This window comes from Vibrio splendidus 12E03, assembly GCF_000272105.2.
In the GTDB taxonomy this organism is placed as follows: Bacteria; Pseudomonadota; Gammaproteobacteria; order Enterobacterales; family Vibrionaceae; genus Vibrio; species Vibrio splendidus_I.
This window is the reverse complement of sequence record NZ_AJZD02000120.1, coordinates 1-19,732: the sequence shown is the minus strand read 5'-3', so window position 1 is coordinate 19,732 and position 19,732 is coordinate 1. Positions and strand designations below refer to the sequence as shown.

The following is a 19,732-nucleotide window of genomic DNA, read 5'->3' as shown; positions in this document are numbered from 1 at the left end:
CCACCGCACTTCCCTTCATCAATTTATACATACTCACTGTTCCTATGCGGTACTCAATCCTATTCTTTTTTTAGACTAACCAAACCAAACTAGACTGTCTAGTTTGATTATGTTAAAAATAAGTTTCATCGTTAATGATTGATAAAACCATCACAAAAAGCATAATGCTTAGCGCAGAACGAAATGCATTGAACTGAGCAACACCAAGCAACGAGAAACAGCACGTGACTAAAATCATCAAGAGTGAACAGAAGAGATCGCAGATCTTAACCGCAGCAAGCCAACTTTTCTCTGATCATGGCTTCAAGATCAATATGGATCAGATAGCGAAAGCAGCGAACGTTTCTAAGCAAACGGTCTACTCCCACTTTAAAAATAAAGACGAACTTTTCGAAACCTGCATGCAGACCAAGTGTGCGGAGCGCGAACTCAGCCCTTCAGCATTTGATATGAATGCCACTTTGGAAGACGAGTTGGTGAAATTTGGTGTGAAGTTTCAAGATTTGTTACTTGATGAGCAATCCAGACAGACCTTTCAAAATGCGGTGAGCCAATCCAACACGCACCCAGAGATCGCCTCTATCTATTTAGAAACTGGGCCACAAAAAACCACCCTTTTGCTCGCCGATTATCTACAAAGCAAAGTTGACTCGGGTGATTTGATCTTATCAACGTCAAGCTCGCCGATCATTGCAGCAAGACAGCTCCTGCTGATGTTCCATGGTAAGTCGGCGTATTGGGGATTCTTCGGACACGAAAGCGGTGAGTCTGAGCAAGAGAGGCTTCTCTACACCAAAGAGTGTGTCGCGCTGTTCTTAAACGGCAATCAGCCTCGTTAATTTTAAAATATTTATCCGTTAGCCAACCATAGAAACTGACTCAAGCAGCAGTTCATAGAAACGTTTTGCGGCTGGGCCAGTCTTCGCCCCTTTCGGCAGAGTCAGATGCAGCGGAACGTGATAACCACTGCCATTTTCAACATTGAGCACCGTCAGTTTATTTCCGCCTCGGCTTTCCACAATGTGCTTTGGTAATCGGCAATAACCCACGCCCTGCTCTACCGCGACAAACGCATGGTCGAAATTATCCACCGTAATGCGCTGACTCGACTTCAACCAACCCACATCCTGTTTACTCCCTTGGTTTTTAGTTCCTTGACTGGATCGTGCACCTAAATCCCTCACCACAATTTGTGGCAAAGACGACAATTGATTCAACGACACAGAAGCAGCACTTGCTAACAGATGTGAACTCGCAACAACAGGCTCCATCATAGTAAAACCAAAAGCCTCAGCAGAATGATTGGTGACAGGCAGATTGATGATGGCAACATCAGCGAGCTCTTGAGTGACCATTTCAGTCGTCTTAGACAACGACGTTTCCATCACTTGAATTGATGTTGTGCTGTTCTCAGCCATAAATTGCGCCATCGGTTTGTATAGACGTTCAAGACAACACAGATGATCCACAGCGACCACGATTTCAGATTCGACGCCTTTCGCAAGCTGTTCACTAATGAGTTCCAACTCTCTCGCCTGCTCCAACATGCTGCTTGCACGGCGCAACAGTGATTTGCCATCTTCCGATAGCACCGCCCTGCGACCTTCAACTTGCACCAAAGACACACCCAATTGATCCTCCAATTTTCTCAAAGCATAAATCAGCGTGGTATGGCTCTTATTCAATTGCACTGCCGCCGCTTGAATGCTGCCTGCACGGTCAATTTCGTAAAGCGTTTGCCATTGGTCTAGGGTGGTCTTTAATCTCATCGGTCTAAAATCCTGACGGTTAATGGCAATATTATGAACTTTTCTGTCTGTTTTTTACAGGTAATATGAGTTTCAACAACAAACGAGAATGGCTTGTTTGTCTTAAATACCTATTTGCTAAACAGAATTTGTTAAACGGAGAAACACCATGAAACTACTACAAGTTGATTTTGAATTTTCAGGCCCTTTCGGTGAAGAGATGTCAAACGCACTCGTTGACCTAGCAAAATCTATTAACAACGAACCGGGCATGATCTGGAAAATCTGGACAGAGAACGAAGCAGAAAAACTGGGGGGCGGCGTCTACTTATTTGAAGATCAGCTGAGTGCTGAAACCTATCTGGCGATGCATGCTGCTCGCTTAAAAGAGATGGGCGTAGCGGAAGTGCGTGGGGTGATTTTTGACGTCAATCAGCCATTAACTACCATTAATAAAGGCCCAATCAACGCTTAACGCATCGCTCACTCAAGTATTGAGCAAAGAGACAGATTAGCGATATCACCAAGTTGAAAAAGAGATCGACACAATGAACAACAAAACATTCTTGAGCTTACACGGCATCATTTACGCAGGGTTTGCCTTCGCGCTGTTTTTCCTACCCACCGTTATGTGGCCAATGTACGGCGTAGAGATCAATGATAAATACGCGTACTTTCTCTCTCAACACACCAGTATCTTTTTGGGTGGTATCGCTGCAATAAGCTGGCTGCTTAGAGACATTGAACCTGGCGTATCCGCTAAAAAGCTCATCCAAGGCTTGGTTGTCACCAATATGCTCGGCGCTATCATCACATTGTATGCGGCGTTTACAGGAATATTTGTTGGCTTTGGCTGGAGTGATCCTGCGTTCTTCCTTTCACTATCGGTGCTCAGCGTGTTGCAGGTTCATCGACAAGGCTAGTTCATACAAAACCAAACCAATAAAAAAGGAACAGATGCACTCATCATCTGTTCCTTTTTCTCAATCAACTGTCGTTAACCTAGCGCGTTCAACTTATTTGCTGTGCTCAACGTAAATCAATTCATCAGTATTGAAGCCACGCTCTTTAGACATGCTTTTGAACTTCTCCATCACCTCTGGCGCAACTTCGGGTGTTCTTGAAAGCAGCCATAAGTAATCAGTATCTGGACCTGAAACAAACGCGTATTGGTAGCCCTCTTTGTCCAATTCAAACACCACATAAGCTCCGTAGAAAGGGCCAAAGAAAGACACTTTCAGATAGCCTTGTTCAGAGCCTTCAACGAAGTACGCTTTACCTTCCGCTTCGTTCCACTCACCCTCTTCGGCAGAGTATCCACGGTTAATCACCTTTACGCCGCCATCATCACGCAGGCTGTACTCAGCGCTGATGTTATCTAAGCCACGCTCAAACGAGTGATCCAAACGAGCCACTTCATACCATTTCCCTAGGTATCGATCTAACTCAAACTGTTGAACAGGCTTAACCCTTTCGGGCATGCCGACACAACCACCCAATAAGATCACGCTAAGCAGCAATAATATTTTTTTCATCCTAACCTCGACTTGTTTTTATTAGTAATGCGAGTAAGTCTCGTGAAAACAAAAACTCACATCCTTGGTAATACGTTAAATCCATTTTTATAGTTCACTTAACTGTAATTTATTCAGAATCTTATGTGAATCGTTTAGTCTGCGAATGAATCAATGACGTTTCATTGCTATTCGATATTGAGTCGGTGTCACCTGTTTATAGGATTTAAACTGACGATTGAAGTTGGCTTGGTTGTCGTATCCCACTTTCTCCAAGATCAAACTGACCAGCAATGAGGTATTAATCAGTAAGTCGCACGCGACGTTCAACCTGATCTTTTTAAGTCGTTGACTGAAGCTCTCTTTATAGTGCTTTTGAAATAAACGCCTAACACTGCTCTCACTGATGTATAAGTGACTGGCTAAATCGTTAATCGAGATATCTTGAATAAAGTGATTCATTAAGAAGGCTTCGACCTTATCTAGCTTATCGCTGATCTCATCACCTTCATTGTCCTTAAAGATCGGGTTGATCAACTGCACCACTTCTTGGTCATCAAGTAATACCGAAAACAACGAGAATAAGGTGAGTAACTGTTGGTGTGGCGTTTTCTCCATCACCCTGTCTAACAGTTCAGTCGCCTTCTCTGCCGAACTAGGAGAGAACTGCAATCCTTTCTTTGAACCTTCCAGCAGTGCACGCAACGGTTCAAGCTCTCGACAACTGGCTATCAACGGCTCTATCCAGTCTTTACGAAACCAAATCACATGTGTTTCACATACTCGTTGGTCATCCGTGCTGTCGTCCGAATAAATAGCGTGGGGCAAGTCCGGCCCAACCAAAATCATATGATTATGGAACACATCGCTTTGGTGATGCCCAATAAAACCATGGCCAATAAAGTGACGATGAATCGCTATCTCATACTCTTCGTGCCGGTGCCAACCATAGTTTTTACTGTTCTCGACAATTTTCTTATAGCGCCAAGACATGCCAACTCGTTGTGGCACTTTTTCCAAGTAACCTTTCATTACGATACTCAATGACCTTTTAATATTGAAAGTATACGTAACAAACCACCCAAATCAGCACATTGACTGAAAAGTATTGAACATTGCGCTGACGGTACTCTTCTCTTCGTCTCCGATAAATATACTGCAAGTGAACTTAATCAGGAGAGCAACTATGGACACTTTATTATTAAAAATTCGCGATATGATTCTTGCCACACGTCAGCAGTGGATCGGCGAGATCACCTACAGCCACAATATTAAAGGTGATCACACCTGGAAATTCTATGGCTATAACTCTTATGACGAATATAAGAAAGATCTGCGTAATAGCTTAAGACAAGAGTCGTAATGTAAGGCTTATTCAAACCACAATTCATTGATTAATCGCGGTTTTTATTTGTCATTCATGTAGAGTTTCACACTTGCCACTCGCTTTCTATACTTACTAAACAGTGGAACATGGAAGACATAATAATGAATAACAAGCTCACTCTGCCACGCACTGCATGGATAGCATTACTCGCAGGCTTAACCGCCGTAACGCCGGTGCTTGCACAAGCCAACACTATTGTTCAGACACAGACAACAGTTCAAGCGCAAACAGCTGTTAAAAGCCAAAGTGCTGACCAAATTTTTACCAATGCAGATATATATGGGCATCGCGAGTCAGACTCGATCGCTACCCATAACGGCAAGATCATCTTCATCGGTAACCAATCACAGGCGCAAACTTTTCAAGGGCAAAGCACTGATGTCATTGATCTAAACAATGCCTTTGTCTTGCCGGGATTTATTGATAACCATAACCATGTGTTTGAAGTCGCCTCAGAGCTGGGTGGCAATTGTGAACTCGACTCTGAAGCGACGTTAGAAGAGCAAATTCCCTACTTAGAAGCGTGTAAGATCAATGCTGATACCGATGGCAGAGGTTGGCTAATGGGTTATGGTTTTTCTTTGGAAGCGACTCTCGATAGCGATTCTGACTATACGCCGCTAGAGATCATCGACAGTATCTTCCAGGATCGCCCAGTGGTGATCATGGAGCAGACTTCACACTCGATGTGGGTCAACTCAAAAGCACTAAAAATCGCTCGAATCAGCCAGCAATCTCTAGACCCACAAGGCGGTGTTTATTTAAAAGACCAAGACAGTGGCAAGCTCAATGGCATCTTATTAGACAATGCTGGCGATCAACTGATGGAGATGGCTTGGAACAGCCAAAGCGAACTGTTTGAGCAAAGCTACCAAGGGTTAATGTTCGGACTTGAGGAAGCGGCAGCCCACGGCATTACCACCATAGGTGACGGCCGAATGTATTGGAAACGAGGTTGGTATGACGTTTGGCTAGAGGCCGAGCAAAATCAAGACTTAACGGCGCGTGTATCGCTGCGCCCTTGGATGTACCCATCGATGGCAATACCTTCTCAATTAGAAGTCTTTGAGAAGATGTATTCCGACGATAAAAGCCGTCTGTTACTTGTCGATCAGGTGAAAATGTACAGTGATGGCATCTTCATCAATGGCACCGCCAAAACGCTCGCACCCTACTTAGATACTTATCTGCCCCAGTCTCCCAATGGCTTGAACTATATTCCGCCAGAACAAATGAAAGAGTGGCTAACTGCACTCGAAAAGATCGGCTTTAGTGCCCACATTCATGCCATTGGTGATGGAGCGGTTCGTGAATCGCTTGATGCGATAGAAAGCATTCGCAAACAAGGTTCAACCAAACCCTACACCCTAACCCATGTCGAATTAGTCAATGATGAAGATGTGCCACGCTTTCGCCAATTAGATGTAACTGCAGATTTCCAAGTTGGCTCTGATTACGTTGCAAGGCATCAACACCAATGGGCTGAAGTTTTCCAAGGTGCTCGCCGTGCTAAAGCCATGATGAACCTCGATGCAATACTCAAGACCGACGCCAATATCACCCTAAGCAGTGACTGGAACGTACACGACATCAACCCATTGGTCGGCATCGCGAACAGCTTAATCATGGGCAAAACCGGCCTAACCGATATCTATACCGCGATCGACGCTTACACGCTCAATGCCGCCAAAAGTCTTGGAATTGAAGACGTAACAGGTTCTATTGAGGTAGGAAAATCCGCTGACTTCGCCATTCTCGACCGCGACATCACCACAGTTTCAGCAAGACAAATCGCTAAGACTCAAGTGTTGATGACGGTGTTACGAGGAGATGTGGTTTACGAAAAATAGAGCCAACCGGCGCATCGAATTAGTTATCGCAACTCAAACGAAAACGAGCCAGCTTATTCAGCTGGCTCGTTTGTTATTCACATCTGTATTTTAATTCTGTTACGCGTTGGTCTCTTTAAGCGCTTTCACATTTGAATCTTGTTTGTCATCCAGAGCAAAGTAGATCTTCGATACAATCACTTCAGCAACCAGAATCGTAAATACCACCGCGAAGAACGCTACCACACCGCCCCAAGGGCCTGTAAAACTCACCTTATCTCCGAACAGAAGGTTAATCGCTTCTAGCATCACGAACTTTGAGCCCACCAAGATAATGTAAGTGGTGATTGCTCGGTAAACCTTAGGCGCGGTGCCCGGCTTGCTTTTGAAGTGCTCAGCAATCTTGTGCTCTAAACCAATAGAGAGCTTCAACAACAACTGCAACAACAACGCCGCAATCAAAGAGATAGTGAAAGACTCAATGTTGACGAAGTCCCAGTACTCATCGAAGAAGTTAAGTACGACCAAGTCCACCAGCACTGCTAATGTGTAACCTACGAATAGACGTTGTGGTGTGTTGAATCCGTAAACTTTGTCTGATTTAGTCATTCTGTCTCTCTCTAATCTAATCTAATTTGATAAGTCGCCTTGATTTGAAATACATCTTAGCGTTCGAATCGAAGCGAAACTTACCATTTCATGACATCGCCAATATTCATTCCTCAAATTAATAATTCGACAGAAACCCCCTTCTTTCTCTTATAGCAATAGCAAAAACACGCCCAATTCATCACTGTCACCAAATGGCCATTCTTCAAATGCCGCGCCCCATATGATGACTCCATCAGCGACACACACTCATTTCCAAAAGGTGCAGACTATGAAAAAGCTAATCACTAACGCGAACGTATTTAACGGTGTTGATAACAACTTAATCGAGAACGTATCAATCCTCATCGAAGATAACTTGATCACTCAGATTGGCGAGATTGATTCAACGTTAGCCGATGAAATTATTGATGCTCAAGGCGGCACAGTCATGCCAGGCCTGATTGATGCGCACGTTCATATCACGCTCTCTGCCTCTTTTAATGTCATTGATACAATGACCCGTGAAGAAGTGGCGATTCGCTCAGCAAAGATTTCAGAAGAGATGTTGATGCGCGGTTTTACGACTATTCGTGATGTGGCGGGTAACACGCTTGGCCTAAAGAAAAGTATCGATAACGGTTACGCAACTGGCCCACGAATTCTTCCTTCAATGGCCGCTATATCTCAAACCTGTGGTCACTCCGATTACCGTCAGAACCAAGCACAAGAACGTTTGGCAAACGGTCACGAAGATTCACCAATGATGAAGCTAGGTGCCATGAAAATTGCTGATGGTCGTTCAGAAGTTTTAAAAGCCGTGCGTGAACAGCTGTTTATGGGCGCTTCTCAAATCAAGATCATGGCTGGCGGTGGTGCATCTTCAACATTCGACCCACTAGACACGTTGCAATTCACATCAGAAGAAATGAAAGCCGCGGTTGATGCCGCTTCTGATTATGGCACTTATGTTGCCGCGCACATCCACACCTCTGATGCGATGCGCCGAGCAGCCGAAGCGGGCGTGATGTCTTTCGAACACGCAACAATTATGGATGACGACATTGCCGAGATCATCAAAGAGAAAGGCATTTGGGTGATTCCTTCTTACTTTACTTCTTCATTGATTGCAGAACGCAAGATCCCACTGCCGAACGAAGAGACATACCGCAAGACAGAACGCGTAGGTAAAGCCATGTTCAAATCGGCGGAACTGATTAAGAAATACGATATTCAGAACATTGCTTTTGGCACTGACTGCGTGGGTGAAACCAACGTTCATGCTACACAATTGAATGAACTTGGTGCGATTGAGAAAACATTCGATACCATCACCGCACTTCGCATGGCGACATCAAACTGTGGACGCCTGTTCGAAATGTCGACTTACCAACACCCTTACCAAGAAGGCCAATTAGGTCAGATTGTTGAAGGTGCGTATGCCGATCTATTGATCATCGATGGTAACCCACTGGAAAGTGTTGCTTGTGTCGCAAACACAGAGACACAAAAACTGATCATGAAAGACGGCAAAGTGTACAAAAACACGCTTTAACCTCGAAAAGCGATCTTCCTCTACCCCACAAAAAAAACCTAAAGCAAATAACCGAGATGACTAACTTGGTTGTTTGATTTTTTTTGATCGCCTAAAGCTGATTTCGCTTTCGACCAACAAACTCTAACAACAACTCAATTCTATTTTTGAACAATATAAACTCTGGCTAAAAAACAAAGGCGGCGAACGAGCACAATAAGGTAATACCGATCTAAGTAATCTAGCGCTTCAAGATGTTGACCTTCGTTGCGCCAACCTGATACGTACCGATTTTAGTGGCGCCGATTTATCGGGTGCGAACATGAATGATGCTGACATCACCTACGCCAACATGAGTCACGCCCAAATGCTCAACGTCGATTTACTGCGCGCCGATTTATTTCGCACCGATTTCAGCAATGCCCAAGTCAGTGACTCTGCTTTCAAACGAATCGACACAGGCAATACCATTATTGAGTTGCGAGATCCTACCCGACAGTGTCTCTCTGCCAATTAGGCTCAAACAGTTACTATCTGCAATGCGCTGATATAAGGGCAGCGCATACCCAAGCAACATATCCCCAAACAAATCGAATAAGCATGGCCTATACATAACCCGACAAACGAGTTGGCGTGAATGGTATGAATGTTGGCGGTATTTGCACTGCAAGCAAACACTCCGATCTTTATTCTAATTCCATAAATCAGCACACGGAGTGAAGATAGATCTAGCAAGCTAGATTTCGAAACAAGGATAGTGACTTTCTAACTTGGGATAGAAACTATGACTATCAATGAATTAAAGCGCAGAGATTTTTTCAAAGTTATGGGAAAAGGCGCCGTTTCAGCTGCGGCTATCTCTCTGCCCACCTTAGCGAATGCAACTTCGCCAACCAATTTGCCTTCAGATCACCAAACCGTTGACTCGCCACTGGATGCGACCGAGATGGCGAATCTAATAAGAGACAAAAAAGCCTCGCCAAAAGAATTCGTGCAAGAAGCCATCTATAAAATTCGCCAGACCAATGATCAGGTTAATGCAGTTGTTTCTGAGTGCTTTGACTTAGCGCTAGAGCGTGCAAACTCATTTAACCCGAACTCACCCTTTGCCGGTGTGCCTTTCTTGGTAAAAGACTGCGTTGATGTTGTTGGGCTTGAATGCACCTTGGGTTCGAAGCTAAACCAAGGCAGAAAACCCAACGCGACCTCTTGGTTTATTCGAGCGACTCAAAATGCGGGGCTGAACACCATTGGCATGACGAACATCCCCGAGATGATGACACTAGGCTGCACACAGAACTCCCTTTACGGCGCTACACGCAACCCATGGGATCTAAGCCGAGGTGTTCACTCATCGACTGGCGGTGGCGCAGCGGCGATTGCAGCTGGCTATGTACCCTTAGTGCATTCTACTGATGGCGGCGGCTCTTCTCGTATGCCCGCTTCAGCGACTGGTATTTTTGGCTTTAAACCAAGTCGAGAATCTTTGATCTCAGGGCTAACTGACGGTTCAACAAACGAAGGTTTTACTCATCAATCGTTTATGTCGAGAACCGTTCGTGACGCTGCTTTGGCAGTTTCAGTCACAGAGCAACATACAAAGAATGATTTTGAGACGCCTTTTCCTCGAACCCCAATAGGAATGGTTAATGCTTCTCTTAACCGTCAGATAAAGATTGGCGTCACCCTTAAAGATATCCAAGGTAGGCTTCCTGATGAAGATACGCTTGCAGCCATTCGTTCTACGGTCTCTTTGCTCGAAAGCCTTGGGCATATCGTTATCGAAGTTGAACAACCAATCCAAGATGGCGATGTGTTCATGCGTAACTATATGGGCGTATTTGGCAACAAGATGGCAAGCTTTGCTGAGCAATTCGACCACTTAGGTATGCCGCTAGAATCGATGCCAGACAAAGTCAGCGATAACGTCATCTATTTAGCTCGCACGATGCAAGCTCGCTTAAAAGCCACTCCTAGCTTGTATATCGACTCTCAAGAACGATGCCGAAACTTCGCAACCAGTCATAACCGAGAGTTCTTTAAAAACATCGATATATGGCTCACCCCTTGTGCAAACCATGTTCCTTTTGACATCGCATATTTCGACCAGAAAGTGCACTCCGGCAAAGAGATATGGGCACGTTTTCGATTGATGTCCTACACACCAATCGAAAACGTGGCAGGCAATCCGGCGATGTCGGTTCCCTTGTATTGGAACAAGCAGAACCTTCCTGTTGGTAGCCACTTTTCCGCAGCAAGAGGCAACGACCGCCTGTTATTTGAATTGGCCTATCAACTTGAACACGCCAAGCCTTGGGCACACAGAAAAGCCCCGATTGCGCTTTAAAAAGTAATTCACTTTCAAAACAGTTCAATTTAGAAAATTATTTAAGTACGAGTCTATTGATGAAACATATTATTTTCCTATTCCTGGCAAGCCTGACGCTTGCGCCACACTCATTCGCAGCTCTAGCACCAAGCGAAGGCTTCAGTGGCAACATGACCTTCCTAACAGGCTTCACCGCAAACTCAAGCAACCTCGATGTTGGTCAAAGCAACCATCAATCTCAAGCTGATTTAACGTCGTCGGGTAATACGGAAGCCGAGGGAATGGTCGCTGTTTTGGGTTCAGTGCGATACACCTTTGGCGCTTTGAATCACAAACAGTTTTTCTTAGGTACCTCAAGAGAAGACATCATTACAGGTACGCTGGCATTTGAAATTGGATATAGACAGCAAGTGGAAAATGGCATGGTAGTCGACTTTTCTATCTTGCCGACTCTAATATCTGGCGAAGTATGGGATGACCCTTATGCTGTAGACTCGAAAAGAGAAGAGACCGATGTCACTGGTACTGTCGTTCGAATGCAACTTTCAAGAATAATGGGCTCGAATTTTAATCTCGATGTCGCTTCTGGTGAGTCAGACGTTAAAAAAGAAAACACCGGTCTAAAGGGGCTTGGTTTAACCGAAGAAGAACGCGCACTGATGATTCGAGAGCGAAAGTACTTTTACCTAAAATCTGGTTACCAGTACTTCTTAAAAGATGGTTCTGGCATTCTCACACCTTCAATGAATGTTTTCTCTTCAGATTCTGAGGGTGATGCACTGTCGTTCTTGAGCCTTGGCGCGGAAATCAACCTAGCGAAAAGATAAGGAAATCATGGTCTTGCTTTAACATTCAATGCAGCAAAACGCAGCTATGATAAAGAGAATCCAATCTTTAATAAGACACGTGAAGACAAAGATTTTGGCGCCTTCATCGCCTATGAATATACCAATATCTTTAATGCTAAAAACTGGTCTTTGGTGTCACTATTCGGCGCCAAGACCACGAATTCAAACATTGAGTATTACCAATCATCGCAATACGTGGTTTCCTTAGGTGTTGATTACAAATTCTAAGGCTGAACAGAGGTTTTCATTGCTTGTAACCCGTAAACAAATCCTTTAATTTGGACATATTACCGAGAAGAAGACTCTTCAATCGCCAGAAATAACAGGGAGTTATGGTGGAAAGTTTTAGTACTCAATTGCCCATATTTTGGTTTAAAACTTTAGATTCTGCTATTCAGGCTAGAATTGGAGACAGCAGCGATATCTGGTCGGGAGCAGAGGTCTATAAACAACTTTGCTCCGCCGAATCGATCTCGGCTTATCAGCTTCAAACCGCCATCACCAATATCTACCAACGCTTTGATCATGAACTGATCGACCTGTTTGATGAATCCGCTCGCCACTTCGATGAGCTTGAAATGGGCGCTCCGGTAATGGCTATGCTCACTGCACCAAACCTTGCCAGCTTTTGCCAGCTTCTGAGTCGATACTCAACTCACATACATCCACTACTGAAAATATTCAGTCGCGAAACAGAGTGTGGTGACATAGAACTTTGGACAGTAACCCCAGAGTACATCGACGAAACTACCCTGATGACATACATCAGCTTAGGGCTCTATTTCAGTATCATCCTCAAGCTCGTTCGAAAGTACCTAAATACACCAAAACAGAAAGTTGCTATTCACATCCACAAGAACACCATCGGTGATGAGTTTTTGAGCATATACGAGCGCGTATTCAATGTAGAAATGAAGGAGGGTTTCCCCGCCCGATACATGCTGTTTCCTAACGATCTTGTCCAAGCAAAACCTCGCCAATTCCAAGCCGACTTTCATGTAGAGTTAGTGCGAATCGCCGATCAACAGATGGAAAAAACGTTAAAAACTAACCTGATCTACAAAGTGAATGAAACGTTCAAGGTGCTCGCGGTGAAAGACACCAACCTAGATAGCGTGGCGAATAATCTTCACATCAGCCCTAGAACCCTGAATCGTAAACTTAAACAACAAGGTGTGAGTTTTCGTCGTTTATTCGATAAATACCGTCTTGAACTGAGCATGACGCTACTGAATCAAAACGACGGCAATATTACCTATGTGGCTCATGAGCTTGGCTTCTCCGACTCGAGCGCATTCAGTCGAGCATTCAAAAACTGGACTGGGCACTCTCCTACCGAACTAAGATCGTAACAGCAGCTCTCCCAACCAATACTATATAATTAAGCATCAAATGGCCCTTGATATAGAAGCCAATCAACCTAAGCCTGAATCGTCGGCAGCATCATTAAAGCGCATCGAGCTAACCCACTTTCGACTTATTCAAATGAGAAAAGGGACTGGTATTTCTACCCGTCCCTTTTTCTTTTCGCTTATGTTAGGCGTTACTTTAATTTGAATACCTACACTTTGTTGTATGCCGTCACCATCAGTATTCAATTCCTCCCCTTTCCACGAGTCATAATGGATCGAAGATGCGGATTAAGGGGAGGTTAGGAGGGGATTTAAGGTTTGGGCTAACACGGATTTGCCCCATTATGAGCTAGAAGACATTTTAGTGGCGATAAAATCTACAAGTAACTTTGATAGATGCGAGTGAAAATTTATTGCACGATAATGAATGAATATTGTCAGTGGGGATAAATTATAATCTACAGAAACCTGTTGTAACTCATCCTGTTTTATTTCATCTGAGCAGAAGCTAGTGGGCAGAGCGACAAACCCAAGTCCACGTTGTGCAAAAGCTTTTGCCGTAAATCCACCATCTACTTTTATTCTTGATTTTGGGGATAGTGTTCTAAATTCATTTGACTCTGGAATAGTGAAAACCCAAGGATCTCCTCCAAAGGATTTATAGCTTGATATACAAGGCATTGACTCCAGTTCAGTTAGGCTTTTTGGTAGGCCATAGCGGTTAATACACTCTTTAGAAGCTAAGATAGTAGTCTCCCATTGGCAAAGTGGCTTCGACACCCAATCCCGATCATCGAGATCTCCTCGCTCAAAACTAATAATAATATCGGGTTGGTTTGAGATAGCATTTTCAATCGCGGTACTGTGCTCACAGTACAATGTGATGTCTGTATAAGTGGTTAAAAAATCTGCTAAAACCTCCCCGATAATAGGTATGTCTGGAGAGCTCAGCCGAACACTTCCTTTAAGGGAGGCCGGTGCCTCACTTAGTCGCTGTAGTGACTGATTGAGGTTGTATAAAGGTTCTCTAATTTCTTGGAAAAGACGCTCACCCATTAGTGTAGGGGTCACTTTTCGAGTTGTTCGATAGAATAGCTTTTCACCCAATACCGACTCTAGTTGTTGGATATGTCGACTGACGTTAGAACTTGGAATTGTTAAGTGTTCTGAGGCTTTAGCAAAGCTATGTTTTTCATAAACAGAAAAAAATGACTGTAACCAAACGTTATCAATTCTATCTAACATGATTATCCCAAAAATTGAGTCATAGAAACCCATATTATCTCATTTAATCGACCTAAACCATGTCTTAGAATTGTTACATAGCAACCATAGAGAGCATATAAATGAACGATAGAAACCTATTAATTGTGTATCGTGACAACTATCAATTACAAGTCGAGCGGTATGGTACAGGCCCACACTTGTTAATTATTGGTAGTGTGAACTACTACAAGAAAGTAATTCCTGAATCTTTGCATGATTACTTTACTTGTGTGTATGTGGATCATCGCGGGTTTTCCAAATGTGATGCTTCAAATCCTGTTGAATCAGTCAGCTTAGATACTATTACTCGTGATATCCAAGTAATATGTGACAGCCTTAATCTAACTAAAACTAGCGTATTAGGACATTCAGGCCATGCATATATGGCAATGCACTTTGCAAGTAATACGCAAATAAATATCGAAAAGTTGATTGTAGTTGGTGCTGCACCAAGTCTGTCAGGTGATATGCAAGAAAAGCAGTTTGCTCATTGGTCTGAAAACGCTTCTGAACAGCGAAAAAAGTTGCTAGATATAAGTATGGCCAGACTAGAAAGTGATATTGCCAAACAGCCAGAACGTAAGTTTGCGCATATCTGTCGTAGATTAGGCCCAATGAGATGGAAAGATGCATCATTTGATGAGTTATCTTTGTGGGATGATGTTGAAATGAATACACCGCTACTAGATACGCTTTGGGGAGAAATATTCAGAGATATCGAACTTACGCAGTTTTCATCAAGCTTGGATACCACTGTCATTAATGGGGAACTAGATTTTAGCATTGCTCCGATTGAGGTGTGGGAAAGTATTGAAGGCGCATTTAAATCATTACAACTAATTAAGTTAGAAGATGTATCACATACGCCAATGCTAGAAGAACCAGAAAAATTTGTTGATACGATCCTGAGTATATTTAAGCGTTAGATAAAATTCATAGTTATGTGCAGTTGACAGTTCAAATAATAAGGAGCAGAAGTTGGAGTAGTTCAGACTCTAACAAGCTTTTGTCCAAATCCAATTCAACACACCCAAAACAAAAGGGATTGGTATCTCTACCAATCCCTTCACTACTTGTTTATAAAGTAACGGATCTCAATCTCTACAAGCTCTCAATCGCCTTTTGTATTGCAGGGCCAATCTGACGCTTACGAGAAGTGACTCCTTCCAAAGTCAACATGTCGCTGGTTGGTTCAGCGTTGAAAGCCGATTTAATGACTTGATAGTCGCTTTCATCCACCCACAGTAGATTCGCTTCTTTGTTCTTGGTGTCTGTGATTGAGAAGAACAGATGGTCTAGCCCGTTCTCTTTTTTGTAAGTCTTCATTGCTGCTAGAAGATCGTCTTTACGGTCAATCAATTGTTGAGCGGTTAGCGTTTCAGCAACACCGATACCCACCTGTTTGCCACCGTATTTAAAGTTTTTGTAATCCAGCGTCAGAATGGTTTCAGATGAAAGGTGGCTAAGATCGGATTTAGCAATCAACATCTGTTGACCGAAGTCTTCGATATCTGAAATGCCTGCAACCTTCGCCAACTTTTCTGCGTATACACGATCGTGTTCAGTCGTGGTTGCAGATTGGAATACCACAGTGTCAGAAAGAATCGCACCCAAGCCGACACAAGCGAGGTGTTTAGGTAAGATCACATCGAGCTTTTTTGCGTTATCAGCCAAAATAGTGGCAGCTGAACCCCAACCTCGAATATCCATCTCGACAATCTGTGGGGTGTTAATCGGTGAGCCACCAATCGCATGATGATCGACCACAGCCACAATAGATGCTTGGTCAATAGTTGGCGCGAGTTGAGTCACTTGGTTGAAATCCACCAGCCCTACTCGGTATGAAGAGTAATCTTTCTCTACACGTGGAGATTCCGCATTACAGTAGTTCAAGATAAACGTTGATTCAGGATTGATTGGCTCAGGTACTGTCGCCGTACCACCATAGATATGAGCCGCGAGCATCGCAGACATTACCGTGTCGCTGTCTGGGCTAAGGTGCCCCGTCCATACGAGATCTTCACTGTTTTCATTGGCAGATTGTTGCAGGCTGAAAGCAAAACTTGCTGAACTGAAAGACATGATTACGGCGGCAACGACAGGTGTTAGCTTCACGGGTATTTCCTTATTTGGATTCGTTTTAGAACCCCATACGCTAGCCTTGAAAAATTTCATAACCGTGTCGGTAATATTTCAGATTTACTTCAGTAAGTAACGAAATGTAATTTCCCTTGCCAATCAACTTACAACTCACTTTGGATTAGGTCACCTTTTCATTATTTCATAATAAATCTTAATGAAACTCAGTGATATCAAATCTAAGCTACTGATTTAAAATAAGTAAAAACACGCATACCAAATGCTAAAAATTAGATAATCTTATTGGAATTTGATTAGAAGAAGGAAGAAAAAAGGCTGCGAAAGCAGCCTTTATAGAATATATATGAATGTTATGCTGTTGCACTTCAAACGGAAAACCGAATGCTAAATAGCTTTAACTTGAACAGTTAGCCTCTGACAAATCAGTTTCAGATGTACCACATTCCGTTTTATGGGTGCCATCTTTATAATTTGTGAGACGTTCCCAGCCCCCATCACTATTATGGCTTGTCATTACTTGAGTTGGATTTTCACCAAACTCATTCATTACACGAGACCAGAAATCTGCACCGTGCCCTTCCTCACTATAGAAGTCGGTATCAATCACATTACGAACTGGAGTTAAGTCAGATGCTGTAATGGTGTCGGTCACACCAATCAAGTGACTGAACCCACTATCGTTACCATCGTCATAACTATGCTCTGAATAACTAATAAGGTCAGAACCATCATAATCTTTAGTGACTAAAGCCTGAACAGTGAAAGTATTACTTAAAATAAGGCTGCTACAATCACTCCAGTCTCCAGCTTGACCATAGACAGTGTTACGAACACCTGACGAATCCTGAGAGATCGTTTCAAGCCACTCACTTACAGAACAACCATAGATATTACCCGCAATTTCCATCGAGACCGTTTTCTCAATATTTACACCGTCTCGAACCGTTGTTTCCATAGTATTTTTATCATGTAGCTGAACTTTATTATTAAGATCACCTGACATCTCATGAGTTTCTGACTCTAGGTTACCATTAGACATTTGCACGAATTGGTAGCGATACCAGACATCCTTATAGTTGTTATTAGAACTATCCCATTTGCCCATGAAGTATTCGACCCAAGCAAAGTCTGCTTCTGGGTATTGATTGATTAGTTCACGTGTATCTGCATATGACTTTTGTAATCCGGGAACAATATCTTGAGCGATTTGATGTACTTCATCATTACCAGACTCAATATAATCACCATACAATTCATCTACTGTGATGTTGTAACGACGAGCAACGTGAAGTTCTTGCTCAGTTAGACGTTCGGCTATGTCGTCTCTCAGCTCTTGTTCTTCTAGCAAAGACTCACAAGAAAGCTCCTGAGAAGTGCTTTCGCGTAGCTCTTTTTCTACTTCATTCCAAACCACAGAGGTTAATGGTGTTAAGTTGTATAGCTCTTCATCTGTACTCAACGCATATTGAGGAGGTATCACCATCGTGTAAGCGTCTTCAATTGGAGTACTAGGAAAATCAGTATCGATAGCACCTTCCGGAACATCTACCACAATTGGAACGTATTGCGCGCATTCACGATAAGTTGATGGTATGTCTAAACTAAAATCGCCCTGTTCTTTAGTGACAACATTAGGTTCATTGGCATCCAACTCATTATTGAAATTCAGGTCGAGATAAACCGTAGCCCCAATAATATAACCATCAATAACCTTTCCTGAAACAGAGGAAATATTGGAATCTCCTCCACTGTTGTCACTACTGCTACCACTACTCCCACCGCAACCAACTAAGCCAACGGCAAGCCCACAAAGCATAAGCTTTTTCATTTTCATTTCGATCGATACCTAACGGTTAATATTGTTATTGTTTTCAAAGTAGGCTGACACTTACTCGTGAAGCAATATATAGACTTTCAATATAACCATATGATGTATTGATCACATCACGATAAAAATGAATGTAACTTTATCTAATGCAATTATCTGTTATTAATAATCTATTTCTTACTACTTGAAACAAAGTTAAGAATGGTCCCAAAACAAAAAAGGATCAGTATCTCTACCAATCCTTGAGTTTCACAAACCACTGCAGACTTAGCGGCAATTAGTGCTTGTACCTAAAAGTATTACTGTCATCAACAATCTCGATCCTGACAGGAACTGTGCCTTGCTTAACGTTGCCGATTTTTGCAAATGCTTTGTGCGAAAGATCGATAACTCGGCCTTTAACGTAAGGACCTCGATCGTTAATTTTCACATCGACTGACTTGTTATTAGCTGTATTGGTCACCCTCACGATAGTCCCAAATGGCAAGGTTTTATGAGCGGCTGTATAGGCGTTTTTATTATACGTTTCACCACTTGCTGTCAGTTTTCCGTGGAATTTATCGCCATACCAAGAAGCCACTCCCACAAGCGCATGTGAATTGGCATAGCCCTTTGTTTTTGAAGTATCGACGGCCGCATGTGACGAGCATCCGGCAAGCAAAGTAATAAGAAAAGCGGCAAAGATAAGATTTAGTTTTTTCATGCTATTTGAGTAGATCTTCTTCATGTAATGTTTATCTATTTTCATTGTAGTGCGGTTCAGCAGTATTAAGCTGAGTATTGTGAGTTCTCAGCGAGGGCTATCACCGATGTGATTCCGCAATATTTTCATGAAGCACACTCGCTTCAGTCATATTCATGAAAGGTTTTATCTTCAAAACGTCAAATTTAACAATGCCTTAAGCTGTTGATTTATTAACCACCACCACATAATGGAGCACTTAAAAAGCACACAAATAAAAAAGGATTGGTATCTCTACCAATCCTCTTTAGGGGGTGTTTCGGTTCTTCTACCTTATGGAAGGTAGTAAAGCGATTACTCGTAATCAGTCGCGTACGTGTCTTCGTATGTATGCGAGTAGAATTCGAATAGGTTGCCAAACGGGTCTTCTAGGTAAACCATTTGTGCTTGCTTCAGCTCGTCTTCTGGGTGGTAACGCATGATGTCCATACGAACCTTACCGCCAAACTCTTCAACACGCTTAATCGCTGAATGAAACTGTTCTTTTGGAAGCTGCAGACAGAAGTGGAAGATACCTAGACGAGAGAAATCAACTTCGTGACGCTCTTGGCGCTCTTTCATTTCGAACAGTTCAACACCGATACCATCAGATGTAACTAGGTGTGCAATGTTGAAGCCTTTGAAGCCTTCGCCAAAAACAGCGATACACATACGGCCAATTGCTGAT

Annotated in this window: 18 protein-coding genes and 2 pseudogenes; 11 read left to right on the top strand and 9 right to left on the bottom strand. The window is 43.0% G+C overall.

The annotated features are described in order from the left end of the window. Positions 1–224: 224 nt before the first annotated feature. A complete protein-coding gene (locus A142_RS09650; RefSeq protein ID WP_019826774.1) occupies positions 225–839 on the top strand; it encodes a TetR/AcrR family transcriptional regulator in 615 nt (204 codons plus the stop codon). 18 nt (positions 840–857) lie between these two features. On the opposite strand, the gene A142_RS09645 is transcribed toward A142_RS09650, so the two are convergent. Further along, complete coding sequence (locus tag A142_RS09645) at positions 858–1,769, bottom strand: LysR family transcriptional regulator (RefSeq protein WP_019826772.1); 912 nt, start codon at positions 1,767–1,769, stop codon at positions 858–860. Between the two features lie 148 nt (positions 1,770–1,917). Here A142_RS09645 and A142_RS09640 point away from each other — a divergent pair, with 148 nt between their 5' ends. Together A142_RS09640 and A142_RS09635 are read left to right on the top strand one after the other, a co-directional pair. Then, on the top strand, positions 1,918–2,223 hold the full coding sequence (locus A142_RS09640) for a monooxygenase (RefSeq protein ID WP_019826770.1): 306 nt from the start codon (positions 1,918–1,920) through the stop codon (positions 2,221–2,223). A 73-nt stretch (positions 2,224–2,296) separates the two neighbouring features. Continuing rightward, positions 2,297–2,671, top strand: coding sequence for a hypothetical protein (locus A142_RS09635; RefSeq protein ID WP_019826768.1), 375 nt, complete (start codon positions 2,297–2,299; stop codon positions 2,669–2,671). A gap of 93 nt (positions 2,672–2,764) precedes the next feature. Here A142_RS09635 and A142_RS09630 read toward each other — a convergent pair whose 3' ends face one another. Both A142_RS09630 and A142_RS09625 read right to left on the bottom strand, forming a co-directional pair. After that, positions 2,765–3,283: a lipocalin family protein gene (locus A142_RS09630; RefSeq protein ID WP_019826765.1), complete on the bottom strand. Its 519-nt coding sequence runs from the start codon at positions 3,281–3,283 to the stop codon at positions 2,765–2,767. A 150-nt stretch (positions 3,284–3,433) separates the two neighbouring features. Continuing rightward, positions 3,434–4,294, bottom strand: a complete 861-nt coding sequence (locus tag A142_RS09625; RefSeq protein WP_019826763.1) for a helix-turn-helix transcriptional regulator — start codon at positions 4,292–4,294, stop codon at positions 3,434–3,436. 154 nt (positions 4,295–4,448) lie between these two features. Here A142_RS09625 and A142_RS25140 point away from each other — a divergent pair, with 154 nt between their 5' ends. Both A142_RS25140 and A142_RS09620 read left to right on the top strand, forming a co-directional pair. Next, complete coding sequence (locus A142_RS25140) at positions 4,449–4,625, top strand: hypothetical protein (protein WP_019826761.1); 177 nt, start codon at positions 4,449–4,451, stop codon at positions 4,623–4,625. Between the two features lie 125 nt (positions 4,626–4,750). Then, the gene (locus A142_RS09620) at positions 4,751–6,499 is read left to right on the top strand and encodes an amidohydrolase (protein ID WP_019826759.1); all 1,749 of its coding nucleotides are present in this window, start codon (positions 4,751–4,753) and stop codon (positions 6,497–6,499) included. A 99-nt stretch (positions 6,500–6,598) separates the two neighbouring features. On the opposite strand, the gene A142_RS09615 is transcribed toward A142_RS09620, so the two are convergent. Continuing rightward, the gene (locus tag A142_RS09615) at positions 6,599–7,087 is read right to left on the bottom strand and encodes a hypothetical protein (protein WP_017065270.1); all 489 of its coding nucleotides are present in this window, start codon (positions 7,085–7,087) and stop codon (positions 6,599–6,601) included. 271 nt (positions 7,088–7,358) lie between these two features. On the opposite strand from A142_RS09615, the gene A142_RS09610 reads away from it, so the two are divergent. The 5 genes and pseudogenes from A142_RS09610 to A142_RS09590 all read left to right on the top strand — a co-directional run bounded on the left by A142_RS09610 (position 7,359) and on the right by A142_RS09590 (position 13,129). Then, the gene (locus A142_RS09610; RefSeq protein WP_019826757.1) at positions 7,359–8,621 is read left to right on the top strand and encodes a metal-dependent hydrolase family protein; all 1,263 of its coding nucleotides are present in this window, start codon (positions 7,359–7,361) and stop codon (positions 8,619–8,621) included. Positions 8,622–8,763: 142 nt separating this feature from the next. Next, positions 8,764–9,117, top strand: a pseudogene (locus A142_RS09605) (pentapeptide repeat-containing protein). Positions 9,118–9,384: 267 nt separating this feature from the next. Further along, the gene (locus A142_RS09600; RefSeq protein WP_019826753.1) at positions 9,385–10,947 is read left to right on the top strand and encodes an amidase; all 1,563 of its coding nucleotides are present in this window, start codon (positions 9,385–9,387) and stop codon (positions 10,945–10,947) included. 59 nt (positions 10,948–11,006) lie between these two features. Then, a pseudogene (locus tag A142_RS09595) lies at positions 11,007–12,005 on the top strand (DUF2860 family protein). A 104-nt stretch (positions 12,006–12,109) separates the two neighbouring features. Next, positions 12,110–13,129 carry a helix-turn-helix domain-containing protein gene (locus tag A142_RS09590; RefSeq protein ID WP_020628695.1) on the top strand — a complete coding sequence of 340 codons (1,020 nt, stop codon included), beginning with the start codon at positions 12,110–12,112 and terminating at the stop codon, positions 13,127–13,129. A gap of 342 nt (positions 13,130–13,471) precedes the next feature. Here A142_RS09590 and A142_RS09585 read toward each other — a convergent pair whose 3' ends face one another. After that, positions 13,472–14,407, bottom strand: a complete 936-nt coding sequence (locus A142_RS09585; protein ID WP_019826748.1) for a LysR family transcriptional regulator — start codon at positions 14,405–14,407, stop codon at positions 13,472–13,474. Between the two features lie 68 nt (positions 14,408–14,475). Here A142_RS09585 and A142_RS09580 point away from each other — a divergent pair, with 68 nt between their 5' ends. Next, positions 14,476–15,321, top strand: coding sequence for an alpha/beta fold hydrolase (locus A142_RS09580; RefSeq protein WP_019826746.1), 846 nt, complete (start codon positions 14,476–14,478; stop codon positions 15,319–15,321). A 175-nt stretch (positions 15,322–15,496) separates the two neighbouring features. On the opposite strand, the gene A142_RS09575 is transcribed toward A142_RS09580, so the two are convergent. From A142_RS09575 to A142_RS09560, 4 genes are all read right to left on the bottom strand, one after another. Beyond that, positions 15,497–16,510 carry a manganese-dependent inorganic pyrophosphatase gene (locus A142_RS09575; RefSeq protein WP_019826744.1) on the bottom strand — a complete coding sequence of 338 codons (1,014 nt, stop codon included), beginning with the start codon at positions 16,508–16,510 and terminating at the stop codon, positions 15,497–15,499. 379 nt (positions 16,511–16,889) lie between these two features. Then, a complete protein-coding gene (locus A142_RS09570) occupies positions 16,890–18,329 on the bottom strand; it encodes a hypothetical protein (protein WP_019826742.1) in 1,440 nt (479 codons plus the stop codon). A 271-nt stretch (positions 18,330–18,600) separates the two neighbouring features. Further along, positions 18,601–19,026, bottom strand: a complete 426-nt coding sequence (locus tag A142_RS09565; protein ID WP_158008802.1) for a septal ring lytic transglycosylase RlpA family protein — start codon at positions 19,024–19,026, stop codon at positions 18,601–18,603. 333 nt (positions 19,027–19,359) lie between these two features. Further along, positions 19,360–19,732: lactoylglutathione lyase (locus tag A142_RS09560; RefSeq protein WP_019826738.1), on the bottom strand; the 373-nt coding region annotated here is incomplete at its 5' end.